The sequence below is a fragment of the Comamonas sp. C24C genome, assembly GCF_053345995.1.
In genome coordinates this window covers 144,350-169,700 of sequence record NZ_JBKFBC010000012.1, presented here as the reverse complement: position 1 = coordinate 169,700, position 25,351 = coordinate 144,350, and the positions used below count along the sequence as shown (strand labels likewise).

23 protein-coding genes are annotated in these 25,351 nt (G+C 57.4%); 14 read left to right on the top strand and 9 right to left on the bottom strand.

Annotated elements, in window-relative coordinates:
* Positions 1 to 14 precede the first annotated feature (14 nt).
* Positions 15 to 257 (top strand): transcriptional repressor, encoded by a 243-nt coding sequence (locus ACLBXN_RS20515; protein ID WP_080571290.1) that lies wholly within the window; start codon positions 15 to 17, stop codon positions 255 to 257.
* 453 nt (positions 258 to 710) lie between these two features.
* Here the strand turns inward: ACLBXN_RS20515 and ACLBXN_RS20510 are convergent, their stop codons facing one another.
* On the bottom strand, positions 711 to 1,475 hold the full coding sequence (locus ACLBXN_RS20510; RefSeq protein ID WP_447613374.1) for an SDR family oxidoreductase: 765 nt from the start codon (positions 1,473 to 1,475) through the stop codon (positions 711 to 713).
* 107 nt (positions 1,476 to 1,582) lie between these two features.
* Between ACLBXN_RS20510 and ACLBXN_RS20505 the strand changes: the two genes are divergently transcribed.
* Entirely contained in the window at positions 1,583 to 2,551 is a 969-nt protein-coding gene (locus ACLBXN_RS20505) for a LysR family transcriptional regulator (RefSeq protein ID WP_447613373.1), read from the top strand.
* Between the two features lie 106 nt (positions 2,552 to 2,657).
* Here the strand turns inward: ACLBXN_RS20505 and ACLBXN_RS20500 are convergent, their stop codons facing one another.
* Entirely contained in the window at positions 2,658 to 3,092 is a 435-nt protein-coding gene (locus ACLBXN_RS20500; protein WP_447613372.1) for an NUDIX hydrolase, read from the bottom strand.
* A gap of 310 nt (positions 3,093 to 3,402) precedes the next feature.
* On the opposite strand from ACLBXN_RS20500, the gene ACLBXN_RS20495 reads away from it, so the two are divergent.
* The 7 genes from ACLBXN_RS20495 to ACLBXN_RS20465 all read left to right on the top strand — a co-directional run bounded on the left by ACLBXN_RS20495 (position 3,403) and on the right by ACLBXN_RS20465 (position 10,859).
* Entirely contained in the window at positions 3,403 to 3,957 is a 555-nt protein-coding gene (locus tag ACLBXN_RS20495; protein ID WP_447613371.1) for a sigma-70 family RNA polymerase sigma factor, read from the top strand.
* Between the two features lie 17 nt (positions 3,958 to 3,974).
* Positions 3,975 to 4,949, top strand: a complete 975-nt coding sequence (locus tag ACLBXN_RS20490; protein ID WP_447613370.1) for a FecR domain-containing protein — start codon at positions 3,975 to 3,977, stop codon at positions 4,947 to 4,949.
* Positions 4,950 to 5,153: 204 nt separating this feature from the next.
* Positions 5,154 to 7,679, top strand: a complete 2,526-nt coding sequence (locus ACLBXN_RS20485) for a TonB-dependent siderophore receptor (RefSeq protein WP_447613369.1) — start codon at positions 5,154 to 5,156, stop codon at positions 7,677 to 7,679.
* Between the two features lie 25 nt (positions 7,680 to 7,704).
* Entirely contained in the window at positions 7,705 to 9,342 is a 1,638-nt protein-coding gene (locus ACLBXN_RS20480; protein ID WP_447613368.1) for a PepSY-associated TM helix domain-containing protein, read from the top strand.
* Positions 9,339 to 9,641: an iron transporter gene (locus ACLBXN_RS20475; RefSeq protein WP_447613367.1), complete on the top strand. Its 303-nt coding sequence runs from the start codon at positions 9,339 to 9,341 to the stop codon at positions 9,639 to 9,641. Before ACLBXN_RS20480 ends, ACLBXN_RS20475 begins: the two co-directional genes overlap by 4 nt.
* The gene (locus ACLBXN_RS20470; protein WP_447613366.1) at positions 9,638 to 10,498 is read left to right on the top strand and encodes a DUF3325 domain-containing protein; all 861 of its coding nucleotides are present in this window, start codon (positions 9,638 to 9,640) and stop codon (positions 10,496 to 10,498) included. Before ACLBXN_RS20475 ends, ACLBXN_RS20470 begins: the two co-directional genes overlap by 4 nt.
* Positions 10,485 to 10,859, top strand: coding sequence for a hypothetical protein (locus ACLBXN_RS20465; protein WP_447613365.1), 375 nt, complete (start codon positions 10,485 to 10,487; stop codon positions 10,857 to 10,859). Before ACLBXN_RS20470 ends, ACLBXN_RS20465 begins: the two co-directional genes overlap by 14 nt.
* A gap of 323 nt (positions 10,860 to 11,182) precedes the next feature.
* Here ACLBXN_RS20465 and ACLBXN_RS20460 read toward each other — a convergent pair whose 3' ends face one another.
* Positions 11,183 to 12,085: a LysR substrate-binding domain-containing protein gene (locus ACLBXN_RS20460; RefSeq protein ID WP_447613364.1), complete on the bottom strand. Its 903-nt coding sequence runs from the start codon at positions 12,083 to 12,085 to the stop codon at positions 11,183 to 11,185.
* A 129-nt stretch (positions 12,086 to 12,214) separates the two neighbouring features.
* Here ACLBXN_RS20460 and ACLBXN_RS20455 point away from each other — a divergent pair, with 129 nt between their 5' ends.
* Positions 12,215 to 13,423, top strand: a complete 1,209-nt coding sequence (locus tag ACLBXN_RS20455; RefSeq protein WP_407714031.1) for an MFS transporter — start codon at positions 12,215 to 12,217, stop codon at positions 13,421 to 13,423.
* 34 nt (positions 13,424 to 13,457) lie between these two features.
* On the opposite strand, the gene ACLBXN_RS20450 is transcribed toward ACLBXN_RS20455, so the two are convergent.
* Both ACLBXN_RS20450 and ACLBXN_RS20445 read right to left on the bottom strand, forming a co-directional pair.
* Positions 13,458 to 14,510, bottom strand: coding sequence for a threonine aldolase family protein (locus tag ACLBXN_RS20450; RefSeq protein WP_447613363.1), 1,053 nt, complete (start codon positions 14,508 to 14,510; stop codon positions 13,458 to 13,460).
* Between the two features lie 63 nt (positions 14,511 to 14,573).
* On the bottom strand, positions 14,574 to 15,428 hold the full coding sequence (locus ACLBXN_RS20445; protein WP_447613362.1) for an AraC family ligand binding domain-containing protein: 855 nt from the start codon (positions 15,426 to 15,428) through the stop codon (positions 14,574 to 14,576).
* A 608-nt stretch (positions 15,429 to 16,036) separates the two neighbouring features.
* Here ACLBXN_RS20445 and ACLBXN_RS20440 point away from each other — a divergent pair.
* The 4 genes from ACLBXN_RS20440 to ACLBXN_RS20425 all read left to right on the top strand — a co-directional run bounded on the left by ACLBXN_RS20440 (position 16,037) and on the right by ACLBXN_RS20425 (position 19,561).
* Positions 16,037 to 16,975 carry an ABC transporter substrate-binding protein gene (locus ACLBXN_RS20440; protein ID WP_447613361.1) on the top strand — a complete coding sequence of 313 codons (939 nt, stop codon included), beginning with the start codon at positions 16,037 to 16,039 and terminating at the stop codon, positions 16,973 to 16,975.
* 81 nt (positions 16,976 to 17,056) lie between these two features.
* Entirely contained in the window at positions 17,057 to 17,956 is a 900-nt protein-coding gene (locus tag ACLBXN_RS20435; RefSeq protein ID WP_447613360.1) for an ABC transporter permease, read from the top strand.
* The gene (locus tag ACLBXN_RS20430) at positions 17,949 to 18,749 is read left to right on the top strand and encodes an ABC transporter ATP-binding protein (protein WP_447613359.1); all 801 of its coding nucleotides are present in this window, start codon (positions 17,949 to 17,951) and stop codon (positions 18,747 to 18,749) included. Before ACLBXN_RS20435 ends, ACLBXN_RS20430 begins: the two co-directional genes overlap by 8 nt.
* A 14-nt stretch (positions 18,750 to 18,763) precedes the next feature.
* Complete coding sequence (locus tag ACLBXN_RS20425) at positions 18,764 to 19,561, top strand: alpha/beta hydrolase (protein WP_447613358.1); 798 nt, start codon at positions 18,764 to 18,766, stop codon at positions 19,559 to 19,561.
* A gap of 30 nt (positions 19,562 to 19,591) precedes the next feature.
* On the opposite strand, the gene ACLBXN_RS20420 is transcribed toward ACLBXN_RS20425, so the two are convergent.
* The 4 genes from ACLBXN_RS20420 to ACLBXN_RS20405 all read right to left on the bottom strand — a co-directional run bounded on the left by ACLBXN_RS20420 (position 19,592) and on the right by ACLBXN_RS20405 (position 25,222).
* Complete coding sequence (locus ACLBXN_RS20420) at positions 19,592 to 20,269, bottom strand: GntR family transcriptional regulator (RefSeq protein WP_447613357.1); 678 nt, start codon at positions 20,267 to 20,269, stop codon at positions 19,592 to 19,594.
* Positions 20,270 to 20,335: 66 nt separating this feature from the next.
* Positions 20,336 to 22,123 carry an allophanate hydrolase gene (gene atzF / locus ACLBXN_RS20415; protein WP_447613356.1) on the bottom strand — a complete coding sequence of 596 codons (1,788 nt, stop codon included), beginning with the start codon at positions 22,121 to 22,123 and terminating at the stop codon, positions 20,336 to 20,338.
* 394 nt (positions 22,124 to 22,517) lie between these two features.
* Positions 22,518 to 22,748 (bottom strand): hypothetical protein, encoded by a 231-nt coding sequence (locus ACLBXN_RS20410; protein ID WP_447613355.1) that lies wholly within the window; start codon positions 22,746 to 22,748, stop codon positions 22,518 to 22,520.
* A 47-nt stretch (positions 22,749 to 22,795) separates the two neighbouring features.
* The gene (locus tag ACLBXN_RS20405; protein WP_447613354.1) at positions 22,796 to 25,222 is read right to left on the bottom strand and encodes a TonB-dependent siderophore receptor; all 2,427 of its coding nucleotides are present in this window, start codon (positions 25,220 to 25,222) and stop codon (positions 22,796 to 22,798) included.
* Positions 25,223 to 25,351: the final 129 nt, after the last annotated feature.

The window sequence follows — 25,351 nt, the reverse complement described above, 5'->3', positions numbered from 1 at the left end:
GGAATGTAAGCGTGATGCAACGGTTGAGGGCTGCAGGGCTGCGTCCAACCGTCGCCAGAATTGGCGTGCTGCAGGTCCTGCTGAGCTCTGCTCCACATGCTCTCAGCAGAGACGAGATCTATCGTCAGCTATACCTTCGGGGAACCCCAGTCAGTGTGGGAACCGTCATGCAGGTGGTGGCCCAGTTGAGCAAGCTGGGGGTTGTGCATCACAACGGCAGACAAGGTCGTGAGTCTGGCTACCTGCTTCAAAGTTGAGTGACTCTGCAAGAAGACTTCCATCTGCCGGGGACGGCATTCGCAGTCGTCCGACGATCAAAGCCAGATGTCTGCCTCTGGTCTGAAGCCCCTGCGAGGTCAAGCTTGATGCTTTGACCTGGCGCCTGCATGGACAAGAGAAAAGCCATATCCCAAAGCATTGATTCTTCGGAAGAGCGCTTGAACATGAGTCGCAAAGGCAAGTGCTGGTTGACGCTCCCACTGAAAAGAGCAGCCTGTTACGGCAAAAAATGTCGATAACAGGCAAAAAGCCATACGGATAAAAGCTTGGACTGGTTTTAAGTGGCTGGACCAAGCTTTTGTTCGCATCTTCGGCGGCTCAGTTGTACGTGGAGATGAACAGCATGCGGATGCTGTCGAAGTCGGCGCGCAGCAGTTCGGGGGACAGTGGGCAGGGGCAGGTTCATCCTAGGCCCCTTTCGAGGGCAGAGATCAGACCTGGGCCTGGCCGCCATCGGCGAACAACTCGATGCCGTTGACAAAGGCCGAGTCGTCCGAGGCCAGGAAGACGGCGGCCTTGGCGATGTCTTCCGGCTGGCCCATGCGGCCCAGCGGCACCTGGGTGGTGAGGTAGTCGAGCAGGCCCTGCTGCTGCGCGGCATCCGGTCCGGCCAGTTCCAGCAGGCCCGGGGTGTGGATGGGGCCGGGCGACAGTGTGTTGACACGGATGGCGCGGCCCTTGAGGTCCAGGATCCAACTGCGGGCCAAGTTGCGCACGGCCGCCTTGGTCGCACTATAGATGCTGAAGTTGGCGGTGCCGAGCACGCTGGTGGTCGACCCGGCAAGGATGACCGATGCACCGGCCGTTGCCTTGTCGAGCAGCGGCAGCGCCTTCTGCACGGTGAAAACCACGCCCTTGACGTTGCGGTCGAAGGTTTCGTCGAAATGCGCCTCGGTGATGCTGCCCAGCGGGAGCATGCCTCCGCCGCCGGCGTTGGCATACAGGACGTCGAGGCGGCCCTGTTCAGCCTGCACTAGAGCATAGAGCCGGTCGAGGTCGGCGAGCTTGGTCGAATCCGCCTGCACACCACGGGCCTGCGGGCCGATAGCAGCCACGGCCACGTCGAGCTCAGCCTGGCGGCGGCCGGTAATGTAGACGGTGGCGCCTTCCTGGGCAAAGGCCTTGGCGGCGGCCAGGCCGATGCCTGTTGTGCCACCGGTAACGACAGCGATCTTGCCTGCAAGCTTCTGGACCATGAGATTTCTCCGTGAGTGATAAGAAGCCTCAAGGTTAAATAGTTCAACGGAATGAATAAACTGGATAAATCTTCCAACTCAATTCATGGTGGTGAATAATAAAGTCCATGGACCAGTTGCTTGCTTTGAAGGTTTTCGTGCGGATCGCCGAAACGGGTGGCTTTTCGCGGGCTGCCGACTCGATGAACATTCCTCGGCCCACCGTGACCAAGCTGGTGCAGGACCTGGAGCAGCATCTCGGCGCGCGGTTGCTGCAACGTACGACGCGCCGAGTCAGCGTGACGGCAGACGGCTCGGCCTACTTCGAGCGCGCCAAGAGGCTGATTGCCGATCTGGAAGACATGGATCAATTGGCCAGCGGGGCACGCGCCCAGCTGCGGGGCCGCTTACGGGTCGATGTGGGCTCCGTGCTGGCCAACAGAATTCTGATTCCTGCACTGCCGCAATTCCGGCAGCGATATCCGGACCTGCAGCTTGAACTGGGCGTTAGCGACCGCCCGGCCGATCTGATCAGCGATGGTGTGGACTGCGTGATCCGCGGCGGCGACCTTCCGGATTCGACCCTGGTGGCTCGGCGCCTGGCCGATCTGGCGTGGGTGACCTGTGCGTCCAAGGACTATCTGGCCGCCCACGGGCAGCCCCGACATCCCGATGACCTGGTCGCCCGGCAGCCGGAAGGCGGAGCGCCGATGCACTCGCTCGCAGGCTATTTCTCGTCCATAAGCGGCCGTGCTTTTGCGCTGGAATTTCACAGGGACAGTGAACGAGTGCTGGTCAAGGCCGACGAAGCCACCTCGGTCAACGAGAGCACGGCTCACTTGAATGTGCTGGTCCATGGCCTGGGGATCGGCCAGACCTTCCGCTTCGCTGCTGCCCCCTATCTGGCCGACGGCACCCTTCAGGAAGTATTGACCGACTGGTCCCGCCCGGCGCACACGATCCGGTTGGTGTATCCCAGCAACCGGCAGCTAAGCGCCAAGATCCGCGCCTTTGCGGACTGGTCAGCGGAGATCTTTCAGAGCTATAGCGAACCCAAATATTCCAGAGGAGGACTCGGTCGCGTAACCGTCACTTGAACGATGCCACTGATGCCTCCAACCGGCCTGAATCAGGCTCAGCCAGAGAGACTTTCGAAGACTGCTTCTTGCTGGTCGATGATCGTTCCATAACGACCCAGAGCAGTCAGCTGTGCCCAGCAGGGAATTTGCTGGCAATGTATTTCAACGCACCCTGAAACACCCAGTGCCATTGGGCATTCGGCTTTTGTGACAGTGGGTGCCAAAAGAATTTGAAGATATGTCCACCGTCATCAGCAGTCCTATAGACCCAAGAGTCTGGCAGGTCGTTTATGTCACAGAGATGAAATGCCCAAATCTGGTTCTCGTAGCCGGATGCCCATACACCTAAATCAGCCAAGACATCTGACGCAATTAGTCCACTTTCTTCGTGCAACTCGCGCAGTGCAGCATCCCTAGAGTTTTCGTCTAACTCAATCGTACCTTTGACAAGTTGGGTTCCCGCCAGTGGATGCTCGAATGCAAGTATTTCAATGGATTCTTGGCCTCGAATGACCACCGGGCAGACTTTGTTAGGGCGTAAAGGTAATTCCGATTTCATAGGCCTATTCTCATGTACGCCGAGGAGCGCTCCTGGTCGATAGGCGACCGTCTCAGAACGACCCATTGTGGTCGCTCGCAAGATCACTAGCCAGCGTCTGCTCTCGGCGGAAGCGGTCACTCGACACTGTGCAATCTGAACGAAGTTTGGTCGCAGGTTTGCATGCCGGTTAGAGGTCGTTGGCGAGGGCCTGTGATCGACCCATTGCCTTCCTTCTGCTTGCACTCGTCTATCCGTTGAAGCTCTATTTGGTGTGAATGATTCTCGTTTGAGATGTATGATCGCGCCAGCAATTCAATCGGTTCTTGCCATGCCATCCGTCTCTAGCCCTTTGCACGCAGACATAACCGCACTATATCTAGACCACAACAACTGGCTGCAGAGTTGGCTTCGAAGACGGTTGGGATCCGCAGCAGAGGCTGCTGATCTGGCCCACGACACCTTCGTGCGCTTGCTCACAGGCAGAACAGAGCGCTGTTTTACCCATTCCGCCGAGGCCCGCGCCTACCTGAAAACCACTGCGCAAAATCTTTGCATCAATCTGTGGCGCAGGCAGGAGATCGAGCGGGCTTGGCGGGAGATCCTGGCAACGTCTCCTGAAGCCACCTACCCATCGGCAGAACGCCAGGCGATCGTGCTGCAGGCGCTAGAGGAAATCGGTGCCATGCTTCAGTCCCTGGCACCCAAGGCCGCCCGCACCTTCACGCTGGCCGTGGTCTGCGACATGACCGATGATGAAGTGGGTGCCGAGCTGGGTGTTTCTGGACGAATGGTCCGCAAATATGTGGCACAAGCCATGATGGGCTGCCTGAAGCTTTCTGCGCGCCAGACGGCCCTGGAACTGAAGCAAGAGTCCATGTTGTGAGCCAAGGGCAACGGTCGATGAATGCAGAGCCATCTCATTCTGACCTCGAGCAGGCTGCAAACTGGTATGCCTGCCTTCGTGACGGCACGGCCAGTGCCAAAGAGCGCGATGCCTGGCGACGTTGGCTGGAGTCCGCCGATTCACACGCGGCGGCATGGCAATATGTCGAGGACATCAGCCGCGCTTTTGAGCCGATCCGGACTTTGCCGAATCCCCGCGTCACAGCTGACCAGCTATCAACAGCCGATCAACGTTTGAGGACACGCAGGCTTATTTTGACCGGCTTGAGCATTCTCAGCAGCGGCGGTGTGGTGGGCGCGCTCAGTTGGCATCAGGCATGGCTGCCACCTCAGATCATGGCTTGGGGGGCTGACCATCGCACAGCAACGGGTCAATTGAGACAACTGACGCTTGCCGATGGGTCACTGTTGTGGCTCAACACTGCAAGCGCGGTAGACATCCAGTTCAATGCACAAGAGCGCCGTGTCGTCCTGATAGCGGGCGAAGTGTTTGTCGAGACAGCCAAGGACAGCAGGCCGTTGCTGGTGCAAACCACCCATGGGCAGATGCGCGCCTTAGGTACACGCTTTGATGTGCTGATGACTGACAGGCAGACGCAGCTGGCGGTCTATCAAGGTGCTGTGGAGGTCAGAACATCCGCCACGGATGCACGCCGCATCATTCCCACCGGTCAGCAAACGACGTTCGATGCGCATTCCATTGATCCACTTGAGGCTGGTGACTCTGCACGAGAGGCCTGGACGCAAGGAAGCTTGGTCGTGGAGAACCTGCCGTTGCGTGAGGTCGTGCAGGAGTTGCGCCGCTATCGCAGGGGACATCTGGGCGTTGCCGACTCTGTGGCCGATCTTGCCGTTTATGGCAATTTTCCACTTCATGACACAGATCGTGTGTTGCACATGCTGGCTGCCACGCTGCCCATACGCATCGAACAGCCGTTTGCGTGGTGGACCACTATCGATGCACAACGCTGAATTCGTAAAAAAATCGCTCGATAGCGCGAAATCCGGTTCCGGGTTTTGTCTTCTCGTTGGTTACTCCTTATAAGAAGACATCTTTCGCCGTTGCGCTGCTACCCAAGGACGATTTGCACGTTGGCACTGTGTGCCTGCCCAGGCAATCAGATGGATGGTGATTTGTGTTCTTCGTGAAGTTGAACACCTCTTTCGGAGCCCTCCATGCCTCTGCGCAAAACCACTCGTACCTCCAGCCAACGTCACCAGAAGTCAGCCCGCCGTCTAGGCATTCCTTTGCTCATTATTGGGGGGGCCATCGGCGCAGCCTCCCATTCGCCTTCAGCTCTCGCGCAACAGACAAGCGCCACTCTGGCGATCCGCAGCTACGATATCCCCGCCGGGCCGCTGAGTCAGGCACTCACCCGTTATTCGCGCGAAGCGGGTATCTATCTCGCAGGCAACAGCCGCATGGCGCAAGGCAAGCAAAGCCAGGGACTCAAAGGCAGTTACAACGTAGAGGCAGGTTTGGTGGCCTTGCTGGCCAACACCGGGCTTGAAGCCTATGTTCAGCCCGATGGCAGCTATGGACTGCGAGCCGCAAAAGCCGGCTTACAGGAAAGCAAGGACGATCCCTCAACGTTGGCGACAGTGACTGTCACCGAGAATGCGGTGCGCAGTGCAGACACCGAGGGGTCAGGCAGTTATGCGGCAACGGGTCCGCTCACGACTGCCACGCGTTTGCCGATGACGCTGCGCGAAACGCCTCAGACCATCAGCGTGATGACACGCCAGCGCATGGACGACGAAGGAATAGATAGCATCGAAACGGTGCTGGATCGCACGCCGGGAATTTCCGTGCAGAACATTGGTGCGAGCCGGTTCTCCATTCTTTCGCGCGGCTATGACATCGATAACTACCAATATGACGGCATTGTCACGGCGACCGACATCGTGTCCCAGAACATCCCTCAGTCCCAGGCCGATCTTGCCATTTACGACCGGGTTGAAGTACTGCGTGGTGCCGCTGGCCTGCTGACCGGTGCAGGCAATCCATCCGGGACAGTCAATCTGGTTCGCAAAAAGCCGACCCACGAGTTTCAGGGTCACGCCAGCCTGAACGCTGGAAGCTGGGAGCACGGTCGCGGGGAAGTCGATGTGTCCGGACCACTCAATGCGACCGGCAGCATCCGAGGTCGCCTGGTCGCAGCGCATGAGCAAGGCGGTACGCACATCGACTGGTACAAGCAAAAAAAGAGTGTGCTGTATGGCGTACTGGAAGCAGATCTGACTCCTCAGACATTGCTGACTGTGGGTATGGACTATCAGCACTCCGACCCTAGAGGACAGTCTTCCACAGGATTGCCGCTGTTCTACAGCAATGGCGAGCAAACGGATTTCAGTCCCTCCATGAATGCGGCTGCACGCTGGAAACGCAATGAGATGGACGTCTACAACGCGTTCCTCAAGCTCGAACATCGTTTCGACAATGACTGGAAGCTGGGACTTACTGCAAACCACATGCGAGGCAAGCGAGACTTCTCGGGTGCAGATGCCAGCTGGGGCTTTCCTGACAAAGCGACGGGTGATGGCGTACGTTTGTATGGCGGTCTGGGCTCAGCCACTCAGCGCCAAAGTGGCTTCGACGTGCAGGTTCAAGGACCGTTCGAGATGTTTGGACGTCGACATGAAGCAGTTCTGGGCTTCAACTGGTCCGACTTCAAGAACTTCCATGAACCCCAGCAAGGTGCGGCCATCGAAGGTCGCTATGTCAACATTTACAACTGGGGCAATGAAACAGCCGGCCCCAACATCACAGGCACTAAGCTCTATGACTATGACGGCTGGCAAAAGCAAAGCGGTGCATATGGCGCCGTGCGATTTAAGCCGCGCGATGACCTGACCCTCATTGCCGGAGCCCGGATCAGCAATTATCGATATCGCCTCTCTCTCGCCTACACCGCCGCCGCCTCCGCACGCTTCAATCGCACCACTACGATGGAGGAGTCCGGCGTGGTGACTCCGTATGCCGGCATAGTCTACGACCTCAATCGAATCCATTCGGTCTATGCGAGCTACACCAGCATTTTTAAGCCACAGAGCAATCGAGACCGCTTCGGCAATGTGCTGGATCCCCGTGACGGTGACAACTACGAGATCGGCTTGAAGAGTGACTGGTTCGGCGGCAAGCTAAATAGCACGGTTGCGCTGTATGAAATCCGGCAAAACAATCTTGCAGAAGCCGACGGCGGCCAGACCGTGCCCGGCACTTCGCCTGTCGAAGCCGCCTATCGTGCGGTGCAGGGAGCCAAGACTCGAGGTATCGACCTGGAAGTCAATGGCGAGTTGGCTCGGGGATGGCAGCTCAGTGCCAGCTACAGCTATGGTTCTACGGAAGATGCCAGCGGCACACGCATCCGTACCACTTTCCCGCGCCAAATGGCCAAGCTCTGGACCAGCTATCGCCTGCCTGGCGCCTGGAGCAGGCTTACCCTCGGAGGAGGCGTCAACTGGCAGGACCGTATCTATTACAGCGCAACGTCGTCGGGGCTTGCCCTGTACGGACAGCAGAAGGCTTATGCGGTGACCAGCCTGATGGCTCGCTATGAGTTCAACCCAAAGCTGTCGGCAACGCTGAACCTCAACAACATCTTCGACAAAAAATATCTCCAGGGTCTGGATACCACCTTCTACACAGGCATCTATGCCCCCACACGCAATGTCCAGCTGACCATGCGTTACGTCTTCTGATGGCCTGGAACATGGAGGCTCGCTGATGAAAAACAATCTGCGTCAGTCCATGTCCTGGCTCCACACCTGGGTGGGGCTGGTGGCGGGCTGGGTACTTTTCTTCGTCTTCGCCACGGGCACGCCTGGCTACTTCCAGCAGGAAATTACCCGCTGGATGCAACCGGAACGCTTGCAGCACAAGAGCGAATCGACACAGCATGTCCCAACCCGACAATTACTCACACTGTCCCTGGACAGGCTGGAGAAAGTGGCCCCGGCTGCTGCGAGTTGGCGTATCACCCTGCCGCATGAGTCCTTGAACCCGCGTGGCTGGCAGGACCTGGCCATCCGCTGGGAGGACATGCCCAGAGCAGGGCGCGAGCGTGGAGCCAGTGGCAGCGAAATACTGGATCCCTTGACCGGTGCGGTGCAATCGCATGGCATTGAGCCACGCGCTACCTATGGAGGTCTGGGGCTTTACCGAATGCACTACGAGCTGCGCTATATGCCGTTTGAATGGGCAGTTCGCATCGTAGGCATATGCACCATGCTGATGCTGCTGGCCATTATCAGCGGTGTCATCACGCATAAAAGAATCTTCAAGGACTTCTTCACGTTTCGGCCGGGCAAAGGTCAACGCAGCTGGCTGGATGCACACAACGCACTCAGCGTGACGGCTTTGCCATTCTTTCTCATGATCACCTACAGCGGCCTGGTGTTCTTCCTGTTCCTCTACATGCCCGCAGGGCGCGACATGCTTTATGGCACTGGCCCCATGGCCAACAAGACCTATTACGACGAATTGCTGGACCGTGTTCACACACGCATACCGGTCCAACGTCCTCAGATCGACCTAGCAGCGCTGGTGGCCAGGGCCCAAACTCAATGGGGTCCGTCTGCAGTGGGAAGCATCACCCTGGAGCACAGGGAAGGAGAGGCTCCAGTCATCACCGTTGCACGTATCAATCAGGGCAGCGTCGATTTTTTTAGTCCCGCCAAGTTGCGCTTTGACGCCAACACGGCAGCGCCCCTGGAAGAAGAGCCCGTGCCTGGCGGCAGTGCTCGAAAGGTTCAAGTCATCACGCTGAATCTGCACGAGGGCCTCTTTGCGGATATCTGGGGCCGCTGGTTGTACTTTATCGCCGGCCTGTCGGGATGCGCCATGATTGGTACCGGCATGGTTCTGTGGACCGTCAAGCGACGCAAGCACCACCTGAGCCTTGCCGCTGAGTACCGGGAACACGCCGGACTGCGCCTGGTCGAAACGCTCAATGTCGCCACCATAGCCGGCCTGCCTCTTGCGATCGCCGCCTATTTCTGGGCCAATCGCTTGCTGCCCGTAGGCATGACGGCCCGGGCGGACTGGGAGATACACACGCTGTTTGCTGCGTGGCTGGCAACGCTGTTCTACGCTCTTGCAAGGCCATTGGCACGTGCATGGATAGAGCTGTTCTGGATGGCTGGCATCGCCTACCTTGTCATACCGATCCTCAATGCACTGTCCACCGACCGCCATCTTGGGCGCAGCCTGCCCTCCGGCGACTGGGTCTTTGCCGGATTTGACCTCTGCATGCTTGCGCTGGCGATCGTCTTCGCATGGATGGCCGTGAAACTGCGCCGCCGCCTGACCACAACAGACCAAGGCATTCCGTCATGGCAGGCTTTGAACAGGAACGCACGATGAACCCTTCAAGCGCTGTCTCTCTACGGTACCGGCTGGCAATTGCCTCTCGGGCGACTGCTGCCGCAGTCGGCGGCTACGCTCTGTCCGTGGCTTGCACCATGCTGCTCTCGCTGATCTGGCCCGCGCCACCTGCGCAGGCTGTCATGTGGGCCACCATGCTTAGCTTCGCCGTTTACGCTTTCGCCGTGCTTTGGGCATTCGCCACGCCCAGTGCACTGCGTGCATGGCTGGGTCTTTCGGCCTCAACGGTGCTGGTGGCGCTGTCTGTGTGGCTGCTAAGAACAGGAGTCTCCACATGAGCGGTGCCTATCTGAGTGCAGTCCACCTCGGCTTGCTAGGGGCAGGCGCCATAGGTCTGGTGGCATTGGTGTTGGCGACGGATCGATATGGAGCCCATCTCCTCGGTCATGAACCAGCGCCGCAGCAGCGTCTGTTATCACGAGTGACTGGCTGGGTGCTGCTGGCACTTGCTTTGGCATGGGGTATTGCCATGCTGGACACAGGTATCGGCATCACGATCTGGTTGGGATGGCTCGGTCTCGCGGCACTGAGTCTGGTTTTTGCGTTGCCCAAATGGCCTTTACGGGCCGCAGCTGCAGTCACACAGCCACGACGCCCTGCGAAGCCAGCTGCCACATTTGTCCCTGAGTTTGTATCCCCGCGCAGCGCACGCATGGAGCGAATAGGTGCCTGGATCGCACTCAGCCTGACGGTCGGCGGGTTTAGCGCATTGCTGCTGGAGGAGCAAGCCAGTGCCCGCTCGCAAGGACACGCGCTTCAAGGCAAAGCAGGTCCCTGGAGCTTTACCTTGGAGGAGGCTGACCACAAACCTCCGGAACTGGTGGCAATGGACATTCCCATGAAGACTTTTCGCCTGCGCTTCTGCGAAGCCTGCGACGCCGAGATTCGCCAAGTCAGCCTGAAGGTGAATCGACCTCGCGGTCCTGGCGCCACAGGAATGGCATTTATCGGCCAACGCTGGGAACGCAAGGTGGAAATTCCTCTGCCGGATACCTTGCGAGCTGAAAGTGAGCTATGGCTTACGGTAGTCGGCAAGGACGCCAGCGTCTATCAGGTGGCATGGCGCATGGATCATGTGTCTCCATCGACAGTGCAATGGTTTGAGCAACAAAGGAAGTCCCATGCAATGCCTTGAACTTGCTGCATCCTTGCTTCGCTTGGGTTGTGCCAGCTTGGTGCTAATAGCGATGACGAGTGCTCAGGCCCATGAGCCTGTAGCGCGTTGCTTCCTCATGGACGCCAACACGATTCGTTGCCGCGGGGTGACGAATGACGGCGACGAGATGCCCGGAGCAAGAATGGACGTCATCACCCATGACGGCCGAACCCTGCTGCAAGGAAAGCTCAGCTCTAACTCGACCATGAGCTTTGCCAGGCCGGCACAGGCTTTTTATGTGTTGTTCGAAATAGCACCGGGTCTGCAGACCATTGTCGAGCAGGATGAAATCCGCTTGCCAAATGCCAAACAACGCAAAGCGCAATGGCTTCGGCCCTGATTCCTACATGCCAGCCTGTTGCCGGCCCAGGAAATCCTTGTACGCCAAGCCTCAGGCATTTTTTCATCAGCTGCACAACCGGCAAGTTCCAGGAAACGTTGAGGTGGGCATATCGACCACCTTCTTGGATCGCACAAATGCGGCTTTCCTTGGCTTGCTAATGCTGGGTCGCCGCTTCGTGCAAGCGGTCCCCCTGTATATCCTTTGATTGTCCGCTTCTAGGTTGAGAGCGGACGGTGAGTCAACAGCAGTCGAGGTCCGCTATTGGCCGATAGCAGCCAACGCCGAGGACTGCTCGAGACCCAAAGCAGATATTGAAATAGTCAATCTTTAGGGCTTCTATCCGCCGAAACAGTACTCAAAAGCCATTGTTTAAGCATCGCCGCTGAAGGGCGCAAGTCCGCTCCTTTTGCGTTCACCACATAGTAGCCCTTGCCGACATCCAGGCGCGCATCGAATGGCTCGCAAAGTGTCCCTTCGCGCACTTCGGCCTCTGTCAGTATGGCGCTGCTCAGGACGACCCCTTGCCCATGCCGGGCAGTCTCTATGGCCAGGATGGACTGATCGAAATGCTGACCAGATATGGCTGCTATCTGCGTATCACTTAGCGTGCTGAAATGCCGAAGCCACGATACCCAATGTGGCTGCAGTGTTGTGTGCAGCAGGGTGGCTCGACGCAAGTCATCTGGCGTTTTTAGGTGCAGCTTGCGGGCATATTCTGGAGAGCAGTACAGGCGTGCTTCATCGCTGCTTAGCAGTGCTACGTCTAAAGTGGGATCTTGTCCATCGAAGTAGCGGATTGCCAGGTCGACACGATCTCGTTCGAAATCAATCAGCGCCGTATCTGCACTGAGATGCAGTGATGTGCCTGGGCATTTGGCCAGAAATCCCTCCATCCGGGGAGCGAACCATTTAGCTGCCAGTGTGGGAGGCATAGACAGCCAAACTTCATTGGCATGGCTGAGCCGAAGCTGATCGCTGGCTTGCTGGATACGAGCAAGTGCAGGTTTGATGCCGGCCCAATACGCTGATGCCTCAGCGGTCGGATGCAACTGCCGCACTCCCCGTATAAACAGAGGCACTCCTAGCCACTGTTCGAGCTTCCGGATTTGCTGGCCGACCGCACCTTGCGTGACATGCAGGTCCTGTGCAGCCAGGGTAAAGCTGTGGTGCTTCATGACGGCATCAAAAAACAGCAGAGATTTGATAGGGAGTGAGGATTGCATGGCGTAGATTTTCTATTACATAAAAGAGCTTAAATCGGTTGTGCGAAATGATCTTCCTCGGGAGAATTTCACACAAGCTGCAGCGAAGGATCGCTCAACTGACCTAGCTCACTCAGTGCATCTGCATATATGAAAAATCAAAAAACCTGGTCACTGGTCTTGGTGGCATCGGCGATTCTGATGATCACCATGGGGGCACGGCAGTCCATGGGATTGTTCCTGTCGCCCTTGAATACACATACGGGATTGGGCATAGCAAACATCAGCTTTGCCATGGCTGTCGCCCAACTGGTGTGGGGGGCAGTGCAGCCTGTCTTTGGTGCAGTGGCTGATCGCTGGGGGCCCGGTCGGGTTATTGTGCTGGGGGCCTTCATGCTGGCAGCGGGATCTGCGCTGACCACGCAGGTCACCAGCCAGTGGGGATTGATTTTCGCAGTGGGCTTGTTGAGCGCTGCGGGCGCTGGAGCAGGAAGCTTTTCTATTCTTATCGGCGCCACCGCGCAGCGCATCCCGGTGGAGCGACGTTCCTTCGCTGGGGGTGTTATCAACGCAGGTGGGAGTTTGGGGCAGTTCATCTTCGCACCGTTGAACCAGGCGGTGATGTCGGCCTATGGCTGGATGAGCGCCATGTGGATGATGGCTGTCGTGGCGCTCACCACGGCGCCGATGGCATGGTGGCTGCGCAAGACGCCTGTGCAAGCGAGTACAGCCACTTCATCCCGAGACTCAATTACCCTGCGCCAGCAACTCGGAATTGCGTTTAGGGACAAGAGCTATTGGTGTTTGCATGCTGGGTTCTTCACCTGCGGATTTCATATCGCATTTCTGGTGACGCACATGCCTGGTGAAGTCGACCTGTGTGGTTTGAGCCCTGGCGTGGCTTCGACTTCACTGGCGATCATCGGCCTCTCGAATGTGTTCGGTAGTCTGTTCGCAGGTGCATTAGGTTCCAGGGTGCGCATGAAGATGATTCTTTTCTGGATGTATGCATCGCGCGTTGTGGCCATCGTTCTTTACATGGCCGCCCCGAAAGAGCCTTTGACCTTTTACATCTTTGCGGCAGCTTTGGGCGTGACCTGGCTCGCCACTGTGCCACCGACCGCTGGGCTCACCGGCAAGCTGTTTGGCGCTCGCTACCTCGGGACCCTTTTTGGGTTGACGTTGTTGAGCCATCAGATTGGTGGATTCTTGGGCGCTTGGCTGGGGGGAGTGGCCGTTGTCCAGACTGGCAGTTACGAATGGATGTGGTGGGCCGATGCCGCTCTGGCCCTGGCAGCTGCTTTCGTCAACCTGCCCATCAGGGAAGCCAGGCCCGCAGAGCGACTGGCCACCGCCTGATCACGGTAATTGCTACGCGGGCTCGGAGCCGTGGTCAGTGACTGTGCTCCATGTGCGATGCCTGCTCGAGATGTCTCAAGAACGCATTTACATGCTGCTCCTCGGTGGCCCATGACGTCACCAAACGGACGATGGAGCTGTCTTCGTCAAACTTGCTCCATACGTAGAAGGAGAAATGAGCTTGCAGTGCCGCAATGACCCCATTGGGGAGAATAGGGAAAAGCTGGTTGGTCTCCGTATCTGCGGACAACTGGTAGCCCGTAGCCAGGATGCCTGACGCCAGCTTCGCTGCCATGACATTTGCGTGGCTGGCGAGGGACGTGAAAAGCTGCTTGGGGCCAAAGAGTTGCTGGAACTGGATACCCAGCAGTCGGCCTTTGGCCAACATGCCTCCGCGTTGTTTGATGTGGAATGCAAAGTCTTCGGCAAGCATTGGATTGTTGACGACGATGGCTTCTCCCAATAACGCGCCCACCTTGGTACCTCCTATCCAAAAGAGGTCCACCAACGACGCAATGTCCTCCAAATTGACATCGTTCTTGGACGATGCCAAGGCGGCACCAAGCCGAGCTCCATCAAGGAAAACAAGAAGACCACGCCTTTTGGCAAGTGCGGAAATGGCACGCAACTCGGCCAACGTGTAGATAGTTCCTGTCTCGCTGGCGTTGGAGAGGTAGATCAGCCGTGGTTTCGCCATGTGCGGAAAGTGCGCATTGCTTGCCAGTGCACCTTCGATTGCGTCAGGGGTGAGTTTTCCATTGACCGGAGGTACGGTAATCAACTTATGTCCCGTGGCCTCAATTGCGCCGGCCTCACGCACCACGATATGGCCCGTCTCAACGGCAATCACCGCCTCATGGGGGCGAAGGCAACTGGAGATTGAGATGATGTTGGCCATGGTGCCGCTGGCCACAAAATGAATAGAGCCCTGGAAGCCAGTGCCCAGATGTTCCTTGATACGGAGCACGGCATCCTGTGAATGGCTATCGGTGCCATACGGGCTCTCCTGCGTGAGATTGGAGTCAGTCAATGCTTGCAGGATGTCTGGATGGGCACCTTCGCTGTAGTCGTCGAGGAAGCTAAACATGTTTGGTTGGAATAGTCTTGGTTTCACACCCTGCGGGCTATGCGGGTTCGAATCACAAGACTATCAACGCGTGCCTGAGGCGCCTTGTAAAAAATTGCCTTGCGACCTCTGAAAGCGTGCTGGGGTTGTCCCGTAGGCGCTACGGAATGCATGCGTGAAATGGCTCTGGTCGAAGAAGCCGACAGTGTGAGCCACATCCGTCATTGAGATATCCGTTCCCTGGTGGATCATTTTCAGGGCAGTCTCCAGCCTCAATCGAAGTAGCCAGGCATGAGGCGTCATCCCAACGGCACTCTTGAACTGTTTGAGAAACCGAAAACGATCAAGGCCCACCAACGTGGCAAGATCTTCAAGCGCGAGCTTGTCAGCTATATGCGCCTCCATGAAATCTCTCACACGTTGCAATTGTTGATGCGTCAGTCGCCCCTGAATGACTTGGGGCGCAGGATGCCGGATGCGTGCAAACAAGGCCTCGAACAATTCGAGCACCTGTACTTCTTCCATCAACGGCTCCTTTGCTGGCTGAGTCATGCAGGCATGCAGCCTGAGAAGCTCATTTGCAAGCTTGCGATCCTCTAGCACCACTGTGGCCTGCGACGGGAAATGGTGCCTGCCGGTCACTTCCTGCCCAACGCTTGCGAGCAATGAGGGCGTTAAGCGAAAGGTATGCAGCGTATAGGATTCAGCCTCCGCAGCAGTTCCATCGTGGACTTCTCCTGCCGGCATCAATTGGATGGCGCCTGGGGTGAGTAATAGAGACTCGCCTTTGAATGATTGACGCTGCGCACCATTTGCAACCAGTGCAACGTGAAAATCGAGATGGTAGTGAGGCTCGAAACGAAAATCGGCAAACCTAGCTGTGCTCAAGACAAGGCCAGGTATGGCTGTGGTGTGACTGTATTGAACCTCGTCACGCAAGACGTCTTCTCCGGTATGTTCTGCTGACTAGTCTCACAGAAACGAGCAGTCTGCACTGTTGTTCATCGCTGTCCCATACTGCTCTTGGGGCTTTGAAATCGGTATCAACAACGCTTGCGGCCGTACGTTGCCCCTACTGATGCAGCCTGGTAGATCTTCTGTGCCGATTCATGGCAGATTGACCAAGTTTGCTTTGGTCGGTCAGGTGTAATTGCACAACCAAACTGATACCTGGACTTCAAAGATATCGAGTCCTGAAAAAGTCTGATTTAGATAGCAGCTGCTGGCCGAACTCGGCCGGTCACGATGAGCAGTTCGGTCAACTGCAGCCAACACATGCTGTCGACTCAAGATGAATGCGCATCGGACGCTAGGCCAATACAGAGCGCAGAGCGGCATACCCATTTCGGTGCACGGCGTGCATGGATAGAGCATGTCAGCGTGTGGAAACGCACGGAAACAGTGTGTTGCCAACGCAATTTGGCAATTTTCAAAGAGAAAACGTGATTGGCACGGCGCTTGCTTTAAGTGTTCTATGCGCTTGTGTACAGGCATGTATTCAAGTGACACGCGTTCTCTCTCTTTGCCTCCTATACAAAGGAATTGCCATGCTGTCTCGCCGTCTTTTGCTCGCTTCTTTGACTACTACTGCCATGGCCTTGTCGGTGACGGCTCCAGCACAGGTCGCTGACAAGGTCATCAAGGTGGGAACGCTCAAACTGATTCATGGCATCACGCCATATTTCTACGACAAGTTCACACCGGCGGGCTACAAGATCGAAGTCATCCCGTTTGAAACACCTACCGATGGCAAGAATGCCGTGGTTACCAAATCTGTGGATTTCGGTACCTACGGTCTGGCCGCTGCCACCCTGGGCGCTGCTGCGGGTGAGCCGGTGGTCATAGTTGCGCCGACCTGCAATGGCGGTATGGCGATCGTGGTCGGCAAGAATAGCGGCATTGGCAACTTCAAGGCGCTCAAAGGCAAGCGAGTGGGCATTCTGCCCGGCTCCACGCAGGAAGCCGTGTTTCTGGATCGTCTGAAGGCTGAAGGCATGACTCTCAAGGATGTGAAGTCCGTGCGCGTGTCCTTCAGTGAAATGGCGGGTGCGTTGGAGCGTGGAGATATCGATGGGTATGTGGGCGCAGAACCTGGCCCTTCCATCAGCGCTATTCGCGGTGTGGGCAAGGTTCTCGAGTTTCCTTACAGCACGCCCACGGGCAAGGTCAACATGGTCATGACCACCCATGCCGACACTGTCAAAAGCGATCCGGAACTGACCAAGGTATTCCTGGAGATTCACCGCAAGGCCTCCGAATACGCCATGGCCCATCGTCCTGAACTGGTACAGATGGCGGGCGCCAAGCTGGGTCTGCCCGCCGATGTGGCCAATCTGGCTGCAGACAATGTAGAGCTGACATGGAAGATCGATCAGGACTGGATCAACCGCAGCAAGTACTACGGCTCGCTGATGCTGGAGCGCAAGCAGATTCGTAAGTTGCCTGATTACAGCGGCTTCATCGTGACGGGTTTCAACCCGAAGTAACGCGGCGAGGCCTGGCTGTGTACGACGCGGTCAGGTCTTGACGCTGTTGAGCTGTTATTGCCTGCTTTAGGAATCCTTGCCATGTCATCCTCCACTCTTGACCCTCAAGCACATGCGGCTGTGGCGCCCGCAGTGCCCATCAATCACGCTGCTTCAACGTCTGCGGATCTCGTTATGCCGCCGCAACCCAATGCCGCCAAGGTTTGGATGACAACCTGGCTGGTGCCTGCCGTGCTTCCGCTGTTGTTGCTGATCGCTTGGGACTTGGCCGTGCGTGCGACCGGAACCATGCTGGTTCCTTCACCCAAGGAAGTCGGCTTGATGCTGTGGGACTTCGCGTTTGGCGGCATCTATGGCGATGCCTTCAGCGAAACTCTGGGCATTCACTGGTTGAAGTCCATGTCTCGTGTTTACGGAGCTTTTGGACTGGCTGCTCTGCTGGGCATACCCCTGGGCCTGGTGATCGGTAAGAATGCCGCCGTACGCCGTTTTGTAGATCCCACGCTGCAAATGCTGCGCCCTGTGCCTGTGACGGCGTGGCTTCCGTTGTCAATGATCTTCTTCGGTGTAGGCCCCAACGCGGCCATCTTCTTGGTGTTCCTCGGGGCGTTTTTTCCTATTGTCATCAACACCACCTTTGGCGTGAAGTCGGTGGAGTCTCGTCTGTTTGAGGCTGCAGCCATGCTGGGCTGTCAGGGTGCTTCCATGTTTCGTCAGGTGGTGCTGCCAGCGGCCATGCCATCCATCTTCAATGGCCTGCGCCTGGGGCACGGAATTGCATGGTTTTTGATCGTGGTCGGTGAGATGACGGGCGTTCCCGAAGGACTGGGTGCCGCCATCATGGACGGTCGCATGCTCTCGCGTACTGATGTGGTGATTGCCGGCATGCTCGTCATCGGCTTCACTGGCTTTGTCACCGACCATCTGCTGGTCGCACTCAACAATCGTCTGCTCAAGTGGAGCCCGCAACACAATGTCTGAAATCCTTGCCCACCGTACTCCCGCACCCGTTCTGGACATTGCCAATGTCAGCAAGGTCTTCAGTTTGAATGGCCGTCCCATCCACGCTCTGAAGGACGTGAACCTGAAGATCCAGAAGGGCGAATTCATTTGCCTGATCGGTGCTTCGGGCTGTGGGAAATCCACGCTGCTGCGCATCATGGGGGGCTTTGAGAAAGTCTCCACGGGCGTGGCCAAGATGTATCACACGCCCATTTCCGAGCCCGGGCCGGATCGAGGCATGGTTTTCCAGGACTATGGTTTGTTTCCATGGCTCACCGTGCGTCAGAACATTGCATTTGGTCCCAAGCAACGAGGCCTGACAGAGGCGAAGCTCAAGGAAATCTCGGATCACTATCTGCACATGGTGGGACTGACCAAGTTTGCAGATCACTTCCCCAACCAGCTCTCAGGCGGCATGAAGCAGCGCGTATCGATCGCGCGAGCGCTGGCCAATGAGTGTGAAGTGCTGCTCATGGATGAGCCTTTCGGTGCACTGGATGCGCTGACTCGCGAAGTGCTGCAGCAAGAGCTGCTGGATATCTGGGAAAAGACCAGGCTGACCGTGATTTTCGTCACCCATGCAGTGGAGGAGGCTGTTTTGCTGGCCGACCGCGTGGTGGTCATGACGGCCGGTCCAGGCCGTGTGGAGCGTGACTATCGCATTCCACTGGAGCGCCCGCGCCATATCACGGCGCCAGAATTCAACCTGGTGCGCAAGGAGTTGACAGAAATGCTCAGCAGTCATGTTGCGCATCATGCCAAGGCCGCCTGATGCTGGATTGTTTATTGAACCTCCCGCAGGTCGCGCGTGATGCGGCCTACGACAATACCCGTGCCGTCGCCAACAGTGCTCGGCAGCTCGCTGATTTCGAAGCCCGCAGTGTGGAGCTGGTGCAGCGATCCGCCGGACAACTGGATGTGCCGTTCGGAACGGCAGAGCGTTTGCGCTACGACTTCTTTGAGGGCGAGGCCGGTGCCAGCACGCTGCTGTTCATTCACGGCGGCTACTGGCAGATGCGCCACAAGAACACTTTTCGGTTTGTGGCACAGGGCGCGCTCGCGCATGGACTGCATGCTGCTCTGATTGGATACACGCTGGCTCCCGAGGCCACGTTGACTCAGATCGTGGAGCAGGTGAGATCAGGCATCGTGGCTGTGCGCCGCCATGCATTGCAGCAGGGAGGCAACGGACGCATCCTGCTATGCGGTTGGTCCGCGGGTGGTCATCTCACCGCAATGGGCCTGAATTGCGAGGGAGTGGTTGCAGGCCTGGGCATCAGCGGCATCTACGACCTGGCACCGGTTGCTCATACCTACCTGAACCAGGCGCTCCGGCTGTCTGGCGCTGAGATCGAGCAACTGAGTCCCTTATGCCTGCCTGCAACACACAAGCCATTTGTGGCAGCCTATGGAACGGCAGAACTTCCCCAATTGCAGGCGCAGAGTCAAGCCTTTGCGGCTTATCGCTGTGGCATGGAGGGTGATGCAGAAGTAGCCATAGAAGGCGCGGATCACTTCAGCATCCTGAATGCGCTGGCTCAAGAGGATGGAGTGCTGCTGCAGGCTTTGCTGCAGCATCGGTGATCCAAAGATCAACGGCAGTGCTCGTGAAACTTAGAGGGAAGACTGCTTCTGCCTTGCATTCTGCAGAGTATGCAAAGTGATGTTTTTTACCTCGTCACGGCTCACTCGGATATGTTGCTGCAGCAACGACTTGGCCTGCGAGCCGTCTCGGTTTAACAATGATCTGAGAATGTTGCCGTGCTCCTCGTAGGTCACGTCAATGCGGTAGTTGCGCGTGAATTCAAGACGCCGCACGATACGAATTCGGTCCGTGATATCTCGGTGGATGCGGGCCATTTCCTGATTGCCGCTGGCCGCCACCAAGGCCATGTGAAACTGCTCATCGTTGCGCGAGACAGTGGCTATTTCAGACAGCCGTTGTGGCGCGGGGATGCACCATAGCGCGGTCAGCTCATGCAAGCGTACTTCCAGGTCGGGGGTCTGAACAAGTAGATCCAACGCTGCGCATTCCAGTACTGAACGCACATCGTACAACTGCTCGAACATCGTGAAGTCAATGCTGTTCACGATCCAGCCGAGCTTGGGTATGACGGAGATATATCCTTCGCGCTGCAGGCGTACTAGTGCCTCGCGCACGGGGGTTCGGCTCATGCCGAGATCCGCGCCAACTTCGTTTTCGCTGAAGCGGTCACCAGGAACATATTGAAAATTGTCCAGGGCTTGGCGTAGTTTTTCGTAAGCAAGGCTGGCCAGGCTGGTGGAAGACATGATGTGGGCTCCTTGTTTTTTCTTTGGCTGCGGCGCCGTGCAGGGGGCTGTGCGCCGCAGCGTGCTTCACAGAGACTGGCAGTACGCGCGCCAGCCGCCGAACGCGGTGATGTCCCGGGCCTGCGTCAATGCGTGGCCTTCACAGATAAAGCCTTTCACGCTGCGTCCATCCTTCAGCTGCACCGAACCAATGCCCAGAGGCGTTGGAACGCCGGCTACAAAGCGGCCAAAGTTGGCAATTGGCATATCCCACACTTCGACTGTGATGGCCGCCCCTTCGTCTGACCGTGCCATTCCAGGTTTGGGAGGTACTGTGCCTTGCAGGGCATACAGGCGGTAGTCCGAGGCGGTGCTTGTCTCCTCGCGAAAGCGCGCACCGCAAGCCAGCAATTCATGATTGAGAGGCATGCCGCGCAGATGTGCACCCACCACGGCTACTTCGATGGTCTCGCCTTGTGTCGGTACCCGCCATGTGGGCAGTGAGCCAGTGTTTTGGGCGGGAAGGCCTGTAACGCCGGCATACAGATTGGTTTGTGCTTCCAACTGCTGAGCCCAGCGCACCAGATCAGGCTCGCGCCAGCCCGGCGCTATCAAGGTGATGCCGAAGGGCAGGCCGTCTGGCAGTTGCGATGCAGGGATTGCGATCGCCGACCAACCGAGAAGATTCACGAAGTTGGTATAGGTTCCCATCTCCGAGTTGACGCCGATCGGGTCAGCTTCCACCTCGGCCATGGAGGGGTGGTGCGGTGCGCTCGGAACACACAGCACATCACATTCATGCCAGATATGCTGGGCTTGCTGTCTGAGGTCTTGCAGTTGGTACTGGGCATTGAAGGTGTCGGCAGCGTTGAAGCGCTGGTGTACGTCCAGAACCTGGCGAATCACTGGCAGCAAGGCTTCTGGCTGGTGTTCGTAGATGTCGCGTGCTCCGACCACCCGTTCAGCCACCCAGGGGCCGTAGTACAGCAGATTGGCGACTTCAAACAATGCATCAAAGGGCAGGGCTTGTACCCGTTCGGTTTGCGGCTTCAGACGAGCAAGAAACGCAGCAAATGCATCCTCATAGTCGCTGGAAAGCTTGCGTGCATCAGGCACCCCCACGCGCAGTTGAGACAGCGGGGTATGTTTGGCGATGAAGGGGCGTGATCGAGCGTAGCTGTCCTGTGTGTCAGGTCCTTCCATGAGTGACAGGACCAGAGCACTATCGGCCACATTCAGCGCCAGAACACCTATGCAGTCCAGCGTGCGGCAGGCAGGCACCAAACCAGTGCCGGGCACTGCACCGGGAGTGGGCTTGATTCCGACGATCTGGTTGAAGGCCGCAGGAATTCGACCCGATCCAGCCGTGTCCGTGGACAGGGCAAATGGAACCAGACCACGCGCCACCACAGATGCCGAGCCGGAGCTGGAGCCGCCGGAAACAAGTCGGCTGTCAAACGTATTGGGCACGGCACCAAATGGTGAGCGTGTTCCGACGAGACCGGTGGCAAACTGGTCCAGATTGGTCTTGCCTAGAACAATGGCTCCGGCTTGCCTGAGACGCTGAACGGCCACAGCATCGCGCTGTGCCTGGTAGGCGAAAGCAGGGCAGGCCGCCGTGGTGACAAAGCCCCCTACATCGATGTTGTCCTTGACCGCAAAGGGGATGCCGTACAAAGGCAGACGCTCACGCCCTTGGGTCTGTTGAAGTGCCTCTAGTTGTATCAGCTGTGCTTTCAATTGCGCGTCGCTGGCAATGCTGATCCAGGCCGAGTCATCGCTGGTCAGACTACGGCGCTGCTGCTCAAGCAATGCAGCAGGCTCAGCGCCTTCTTGGTAAGCCCGCTTCCAATCTTCAAATGAACCAATCAGCATGATGAATACCCAAATGTATACAAGATGCTTGGCTTAAGCAGGTTGCGTGCCAGTTGGCTTTTCAAGTATCCGCTTCCAAAGAATGAAAGCGCATCAGCACTCTTAGACCGATCACTAGTCCAAGATTTCATCCGCACCCCACTTGCTGGATTAGATTGGAATTTTTACAACTGATCTGACCCAGGCTACCAAGCGGAAGAATGTCCGGTTTACTGAACTGCGGGAAGGGCGCACATGTGATTGCTAAACAGACAAGTCCGAAAATGATTAACGACCGAAATAGGGCCGTGACAGGCGCGCACAAAGCATCACATCTCGTACTGAATCTTTAAAGGAATTTCCTCATGAATAAAACGAGCAATTACTTTGCTTCGTTCTATCCGAACAGCCGTGTTCAGACTGAAGCCGCCGTCGATGGTTGGAACTGAAACCGGCCGAAAAGCTTTCCCGGATGATGCCGGGCACTGCCTTCCGCATCACGATGCCCCACATTGGCATGCGTGATGGAGTTCAAACTATCGGGCGGCTTTTTATTGATGCCACGCGAACTGAAGTGGCCAAGCATGCAGCAGCGCAGATTGTGGCTGAGCGCAGCATTGAGCGGCGTCAAAAAATAAATCGTCAAGTCCGCAGACGTTGCTCAACTCTTTGGCCTAGGTACCTCGTGAACCGTTAAAGGCGAGGGGTGTATTTCAAAGTAAGCATGATGTTGCGCGGATCTCCATAGTTAGCGCCGGTGTACCCGGTGTAGCCTGGAACGATGTATCGTTTATCGGATATGTTGTTCAGGTTCAGCGCTACGTTGAGCTCGGGCGTGACTTGATAGGCAACTCGCATGTTCCATGTGGTGAAACCGCCAATGTCGAATGAGCGGTCATAGCCAAGCGTATGGCTTTGCGTGGTGAAACCGGCGCTTGTGGTGAGGCGGTTCCAGTCGCCAGGCAGGCGGTAGGACGCCCAAACGCGCAGCATATGCTTGGGGGTCCAGGTGCTGAAGACCTTGCCCTGGTTGTCGGGATCACGCAAGAATTTGGTGGTATTGAAGGTATAGCCTGCCACTAATTGCAGATTGCGCATCACTTCGCCGCTCACCTCGGCTTCAAGGCCCTGGCTGCGAACCTTGCCGGACGCGGTGGAGCAGAACCAGCCGTCGCAGGCATAGCCGGATGCGATATCGTTGACGCCGCGGTTCTTGTGGTCGTAGCGGAACACAGTGATCGAAGTGTTGACGCGCTTGTCCATCAGCTCGCCTTTGATGCCCAGTTCGTAGTTCGAGCCGATGATGGGGTCCAGTACCTTGCCTGCGGCTGTGCGCGCCGATTGGGGTTCGAACACGCTGGTGTAGCTGCCGTAGGCCGACCACTGGGGCGTCAGCGCATACACCAAACCGGCGTAAGGGATGATTTCTCCCGATGCGTGCATGACTTCGCGGGTGTCGAACAGCGATCCTTTGTAGAGGAGGTCGTACCAGCTGGCGCGGGCACCCACGATGGCAGTCAACGGTTCGGTGAGCTGAGCGCGCCAGCTGGCATAGATGCCCTTTTGCTGCACGTCGTACGATGAGAAGGCTTGCCGGCCACCGGCCGCCAGCAGACTGTCAACGGTGGGCTTGGGGCGGTTGTGATCGATATCAAAGAGGTTGCCACCCGACGTGAAGTTGCGGGCGTACATATCATCGGATTTGTACTTGGAGTAATCCGCACCAAGCGTCACTTCGTGGCGCAGCCCCATGGCATCGAAGCGGCCGTTCACGAACGCATCGAGCCCGACCTTGCTGGAGTCGAAGTGGGTGATCCAGTCTGCGTAGGTCATTCCGCTTCCGTCCGAAGCAACGGTGCCATGCATGCGTTGGTGCGTGGAGTTGTTCGTCTCGCTCATGTGCAAGGCCGAAATCTTGAGCTTCCAGTCCGCGTTGAAGCGATGATTCAGGTCGGCGTAAACCGTGGTCTGTTTGAGTTTGTCGTGATTCCACAATGCACCCGTGAACGTGGAGCGGGAAAGTCCTACATCGCTGCCGTCTGCACGCAGGGGAACGCCATAGATGAAGGGCCGCCCCTTGCTGTCCAGCTGACTCACTGCCAGGCCAACCGTCGTGTCTGGGCTGATGTCATAGTCCAGTGCCGCATATAGCGATCGAGTACGCTCGTTCACATAGTCGACGAAAGAATGGCTGCTGGCTTCGTCCACCACTACCCGGCCGCGCAGTGTCCCTTCTGCATTGAGCGGGCCTCCAGCGTCCAGCTGAGCGCCGTAGCGATCCCATGAGCCGATACGCGTGGTCAGTGTCACAGTCTTCTCGTTCTGGCCGCGCTTGCGAACGAGGTTGACTGCGCCACCAGGGCTGCCTGTGCCTTGCAACAGGCCCGATGCGCCGCGAAGGACTTCCAGGCGGTCATAGAAGACCATCCCTTCTGCAGCCCAATTGCCGAGCGAGTACATGTTGCGAGGAATCGCGACGCCATCGTATTGCCAGTTGTCGATCTGAAAGCCGCGTGCCGCCAACACCATGCCCTGCCCGACTCCGGTTACGCCCACGGTGCCGGTTGCGATGTTGGCTGCCTGCTTGAGGTCCGTGATGCCTTGCTCGTCGAGCTGCTTGCGCGTGATAACGCTGATGGATTGCGGGATTTCTTTGAGCGCCTGATCGCCTTTGTTGATGCTTACCGCACGCGTGGCGAAAGAGTCCGAGCCTTCGGTGGTGGCTCCGCGTTCCTCCTGGGCGGACACGGTGACCGTCGGCATGGTAGCCGCGTCCGAGCTTTGCGGCTGGCGTTGCACAACGACGGACCTTCCTTCCACTTCGGCGTGCAGGCCGCTTCCCGCGAGCAAGCGACTCAGAGCTTCCCGCACGGTGAAGCGACCTTGCACTGCGGGCGCGCTTCGGCCTTCGACCAATGCAGGCTGCACCATCAATTCCAGGTGCGCCTGGCGTGCGAGAACTACCAGAGCTTGCGACAGCGGCTGGGCAGTGATCTGGATTTCAACCGGCCCGGTCAGCGCGGCCTGCACACTGACTGATTGCGCCTGTGCGCCTGAGGTTGCCAAAATCACAGTCACAGCGGCTGCCAGCGGCGCAAGATGGAATCGAAAACGGGACATGCAAACATTCTCCAAAAGACACGAAACAAGAATCGTTCTCAGGAAGACGCATGACAATGCAAAACCCCAACCTGCACGCACCAATTTTTTGAAAATGGGGTTACGGGGATCCCAGCCCGCAACGATGCC

Coding starts and splice junctions, on each gene's coding strand:
- ACLBXN_RS20515 (WP_080571290.1), top strand. CDS start 15: ATGCAACGGTTGAGGGCTGCAGGGCTGCGTCCAACCGTCGCCAGAATT.
- ACLBXN_RS20510 (WP_447613374.1), bottom strand. CDS start 1,475: ATGGTCCAGAAGCTTGCAGGCAAGATCGCTGTCGTTACCGGTGGCACA.
- ACLBXN_RS20505 (WP_447613373.1), top strand. CDS start 1,583: ATGGACCAGTTGCTTGCTTTGAAGGTTTTCGTGCGGATCGCCGAAACG.
- ACLBXN_RS20500 (WP_447613372.1), bottom strand. CDS start 3,092: ATGAAATCGGAATTACCTTTACGCCCTAACAAAGTCTGCCCGGTGGTC.
- ACLBXN_RS20495 (WP_447613371.1), top strand. CDS start 3,403: ATGCCATCCGTCTCTAGCCCTTTGCACGCAGACATAACCGCACTATAT.
- ACLBXN_RS20490 (WP_447613370.1), top strand. CDS start 3,975: ATGAATGCAGAGCCATCTCATTCTGACCTCGAGCAGGCTGCAAACTGG.
- ACLBXN_RS20485 (WP_447613369.1), top strand. CDS start 5,154: ATGCCTCTGCGCAAAACCACTCGTACCTCCAGCCAACGTCACCAGAAG.
- ACLBXN_RS20480 (WP_447613368.1), top strand. CDS start 7,705: ATGAAAAACAATCTGCGTCAGTCCATGTCCTGGCTCCACACCTGGGTG.
- ACLBXN_RS20475 (WP_447613367.1), top strand. CDS start 9,339: ATGAACCCTTCAAGCGCTGTCTCTCTACGGTACCGGCTGGCAATTGCC.
- ACLBXN_RS20470 (WP_447613366.1), top strand. CDS start 9,638: ATGAGCGGTGCCTATCTGAGTGCAGTCCACCTCGGCTTGCTAGGGGCA.
- ACLBXN_RS20465 (WP_447613365.1), top strand. CDS start 10,485: ATGCAATGCCTTGAACTTGCTGCATCCTTGCTTCGCTTGGGTTGTGCC.
- ACLBXN_RS20460 (WP_447613364.1), bottom strand. CDS start 12,085: ATGCAATCCTCACTCCCTATCAAATCTCTGCTGTTTTTTGATGCCGTC.
- ACLBXN_RS20455 (WP_407714031.1), top strand. CDS start 12,215: ATGAAAAATCAAAAAACCTGGTCACTGGTCTTGGTGGCATCGGCGATT.
- ACLBXN_RS20450 (WP_447613363.1), bottom strand. CDS start 14,510: ATGTTTAGCTTCCTCGACGACTACAGCGAAGGTGCCCATCCAGACATC.
- ACLBXN_RS20440 (WP_447613361.1), top strand. CDS start 16,037: ATGCTGTCTCGCCGTCTTTTGCTCGCTTCTTTGACTACTACTGCCATG.
- ACLBXN_RS20435 (WP_447613360.1), top strand. CDS start 17,057: ATGTCATCCTCCACTCTTGACCCTCAAGCACATGCGGCTGTGGCGCCC.
- ACLBXN_RS20430 (WP_447613359.1), top strand. CDS start 17,949: ATGTCTGAAATCCTTGCCCACCGTACTCCCGCACCCGTTCTGGACATT.
- ACLBXN_RS20420 (WP_447613357.1), bottom strand. CDS start 20,269: ATGTCTTCCACCAGCCTGGCCAGCCTTGCTTACGAAAAACTACGCCAA.
- atzF (WP_447613356.1), bottom strand. CDS start 22,123: ATGCTGATTGGTTCATTTGAAGATTGGAAGCGGGCTTACCAAGAAGGC.
- ACLBXN_RS20405 (WP_447613354.1), bottom strand. CDS start 25,222: ATGTCCCGTTTTCGATTCCATCTTGCGCCGCTGGCAGCCGCTGTGACT.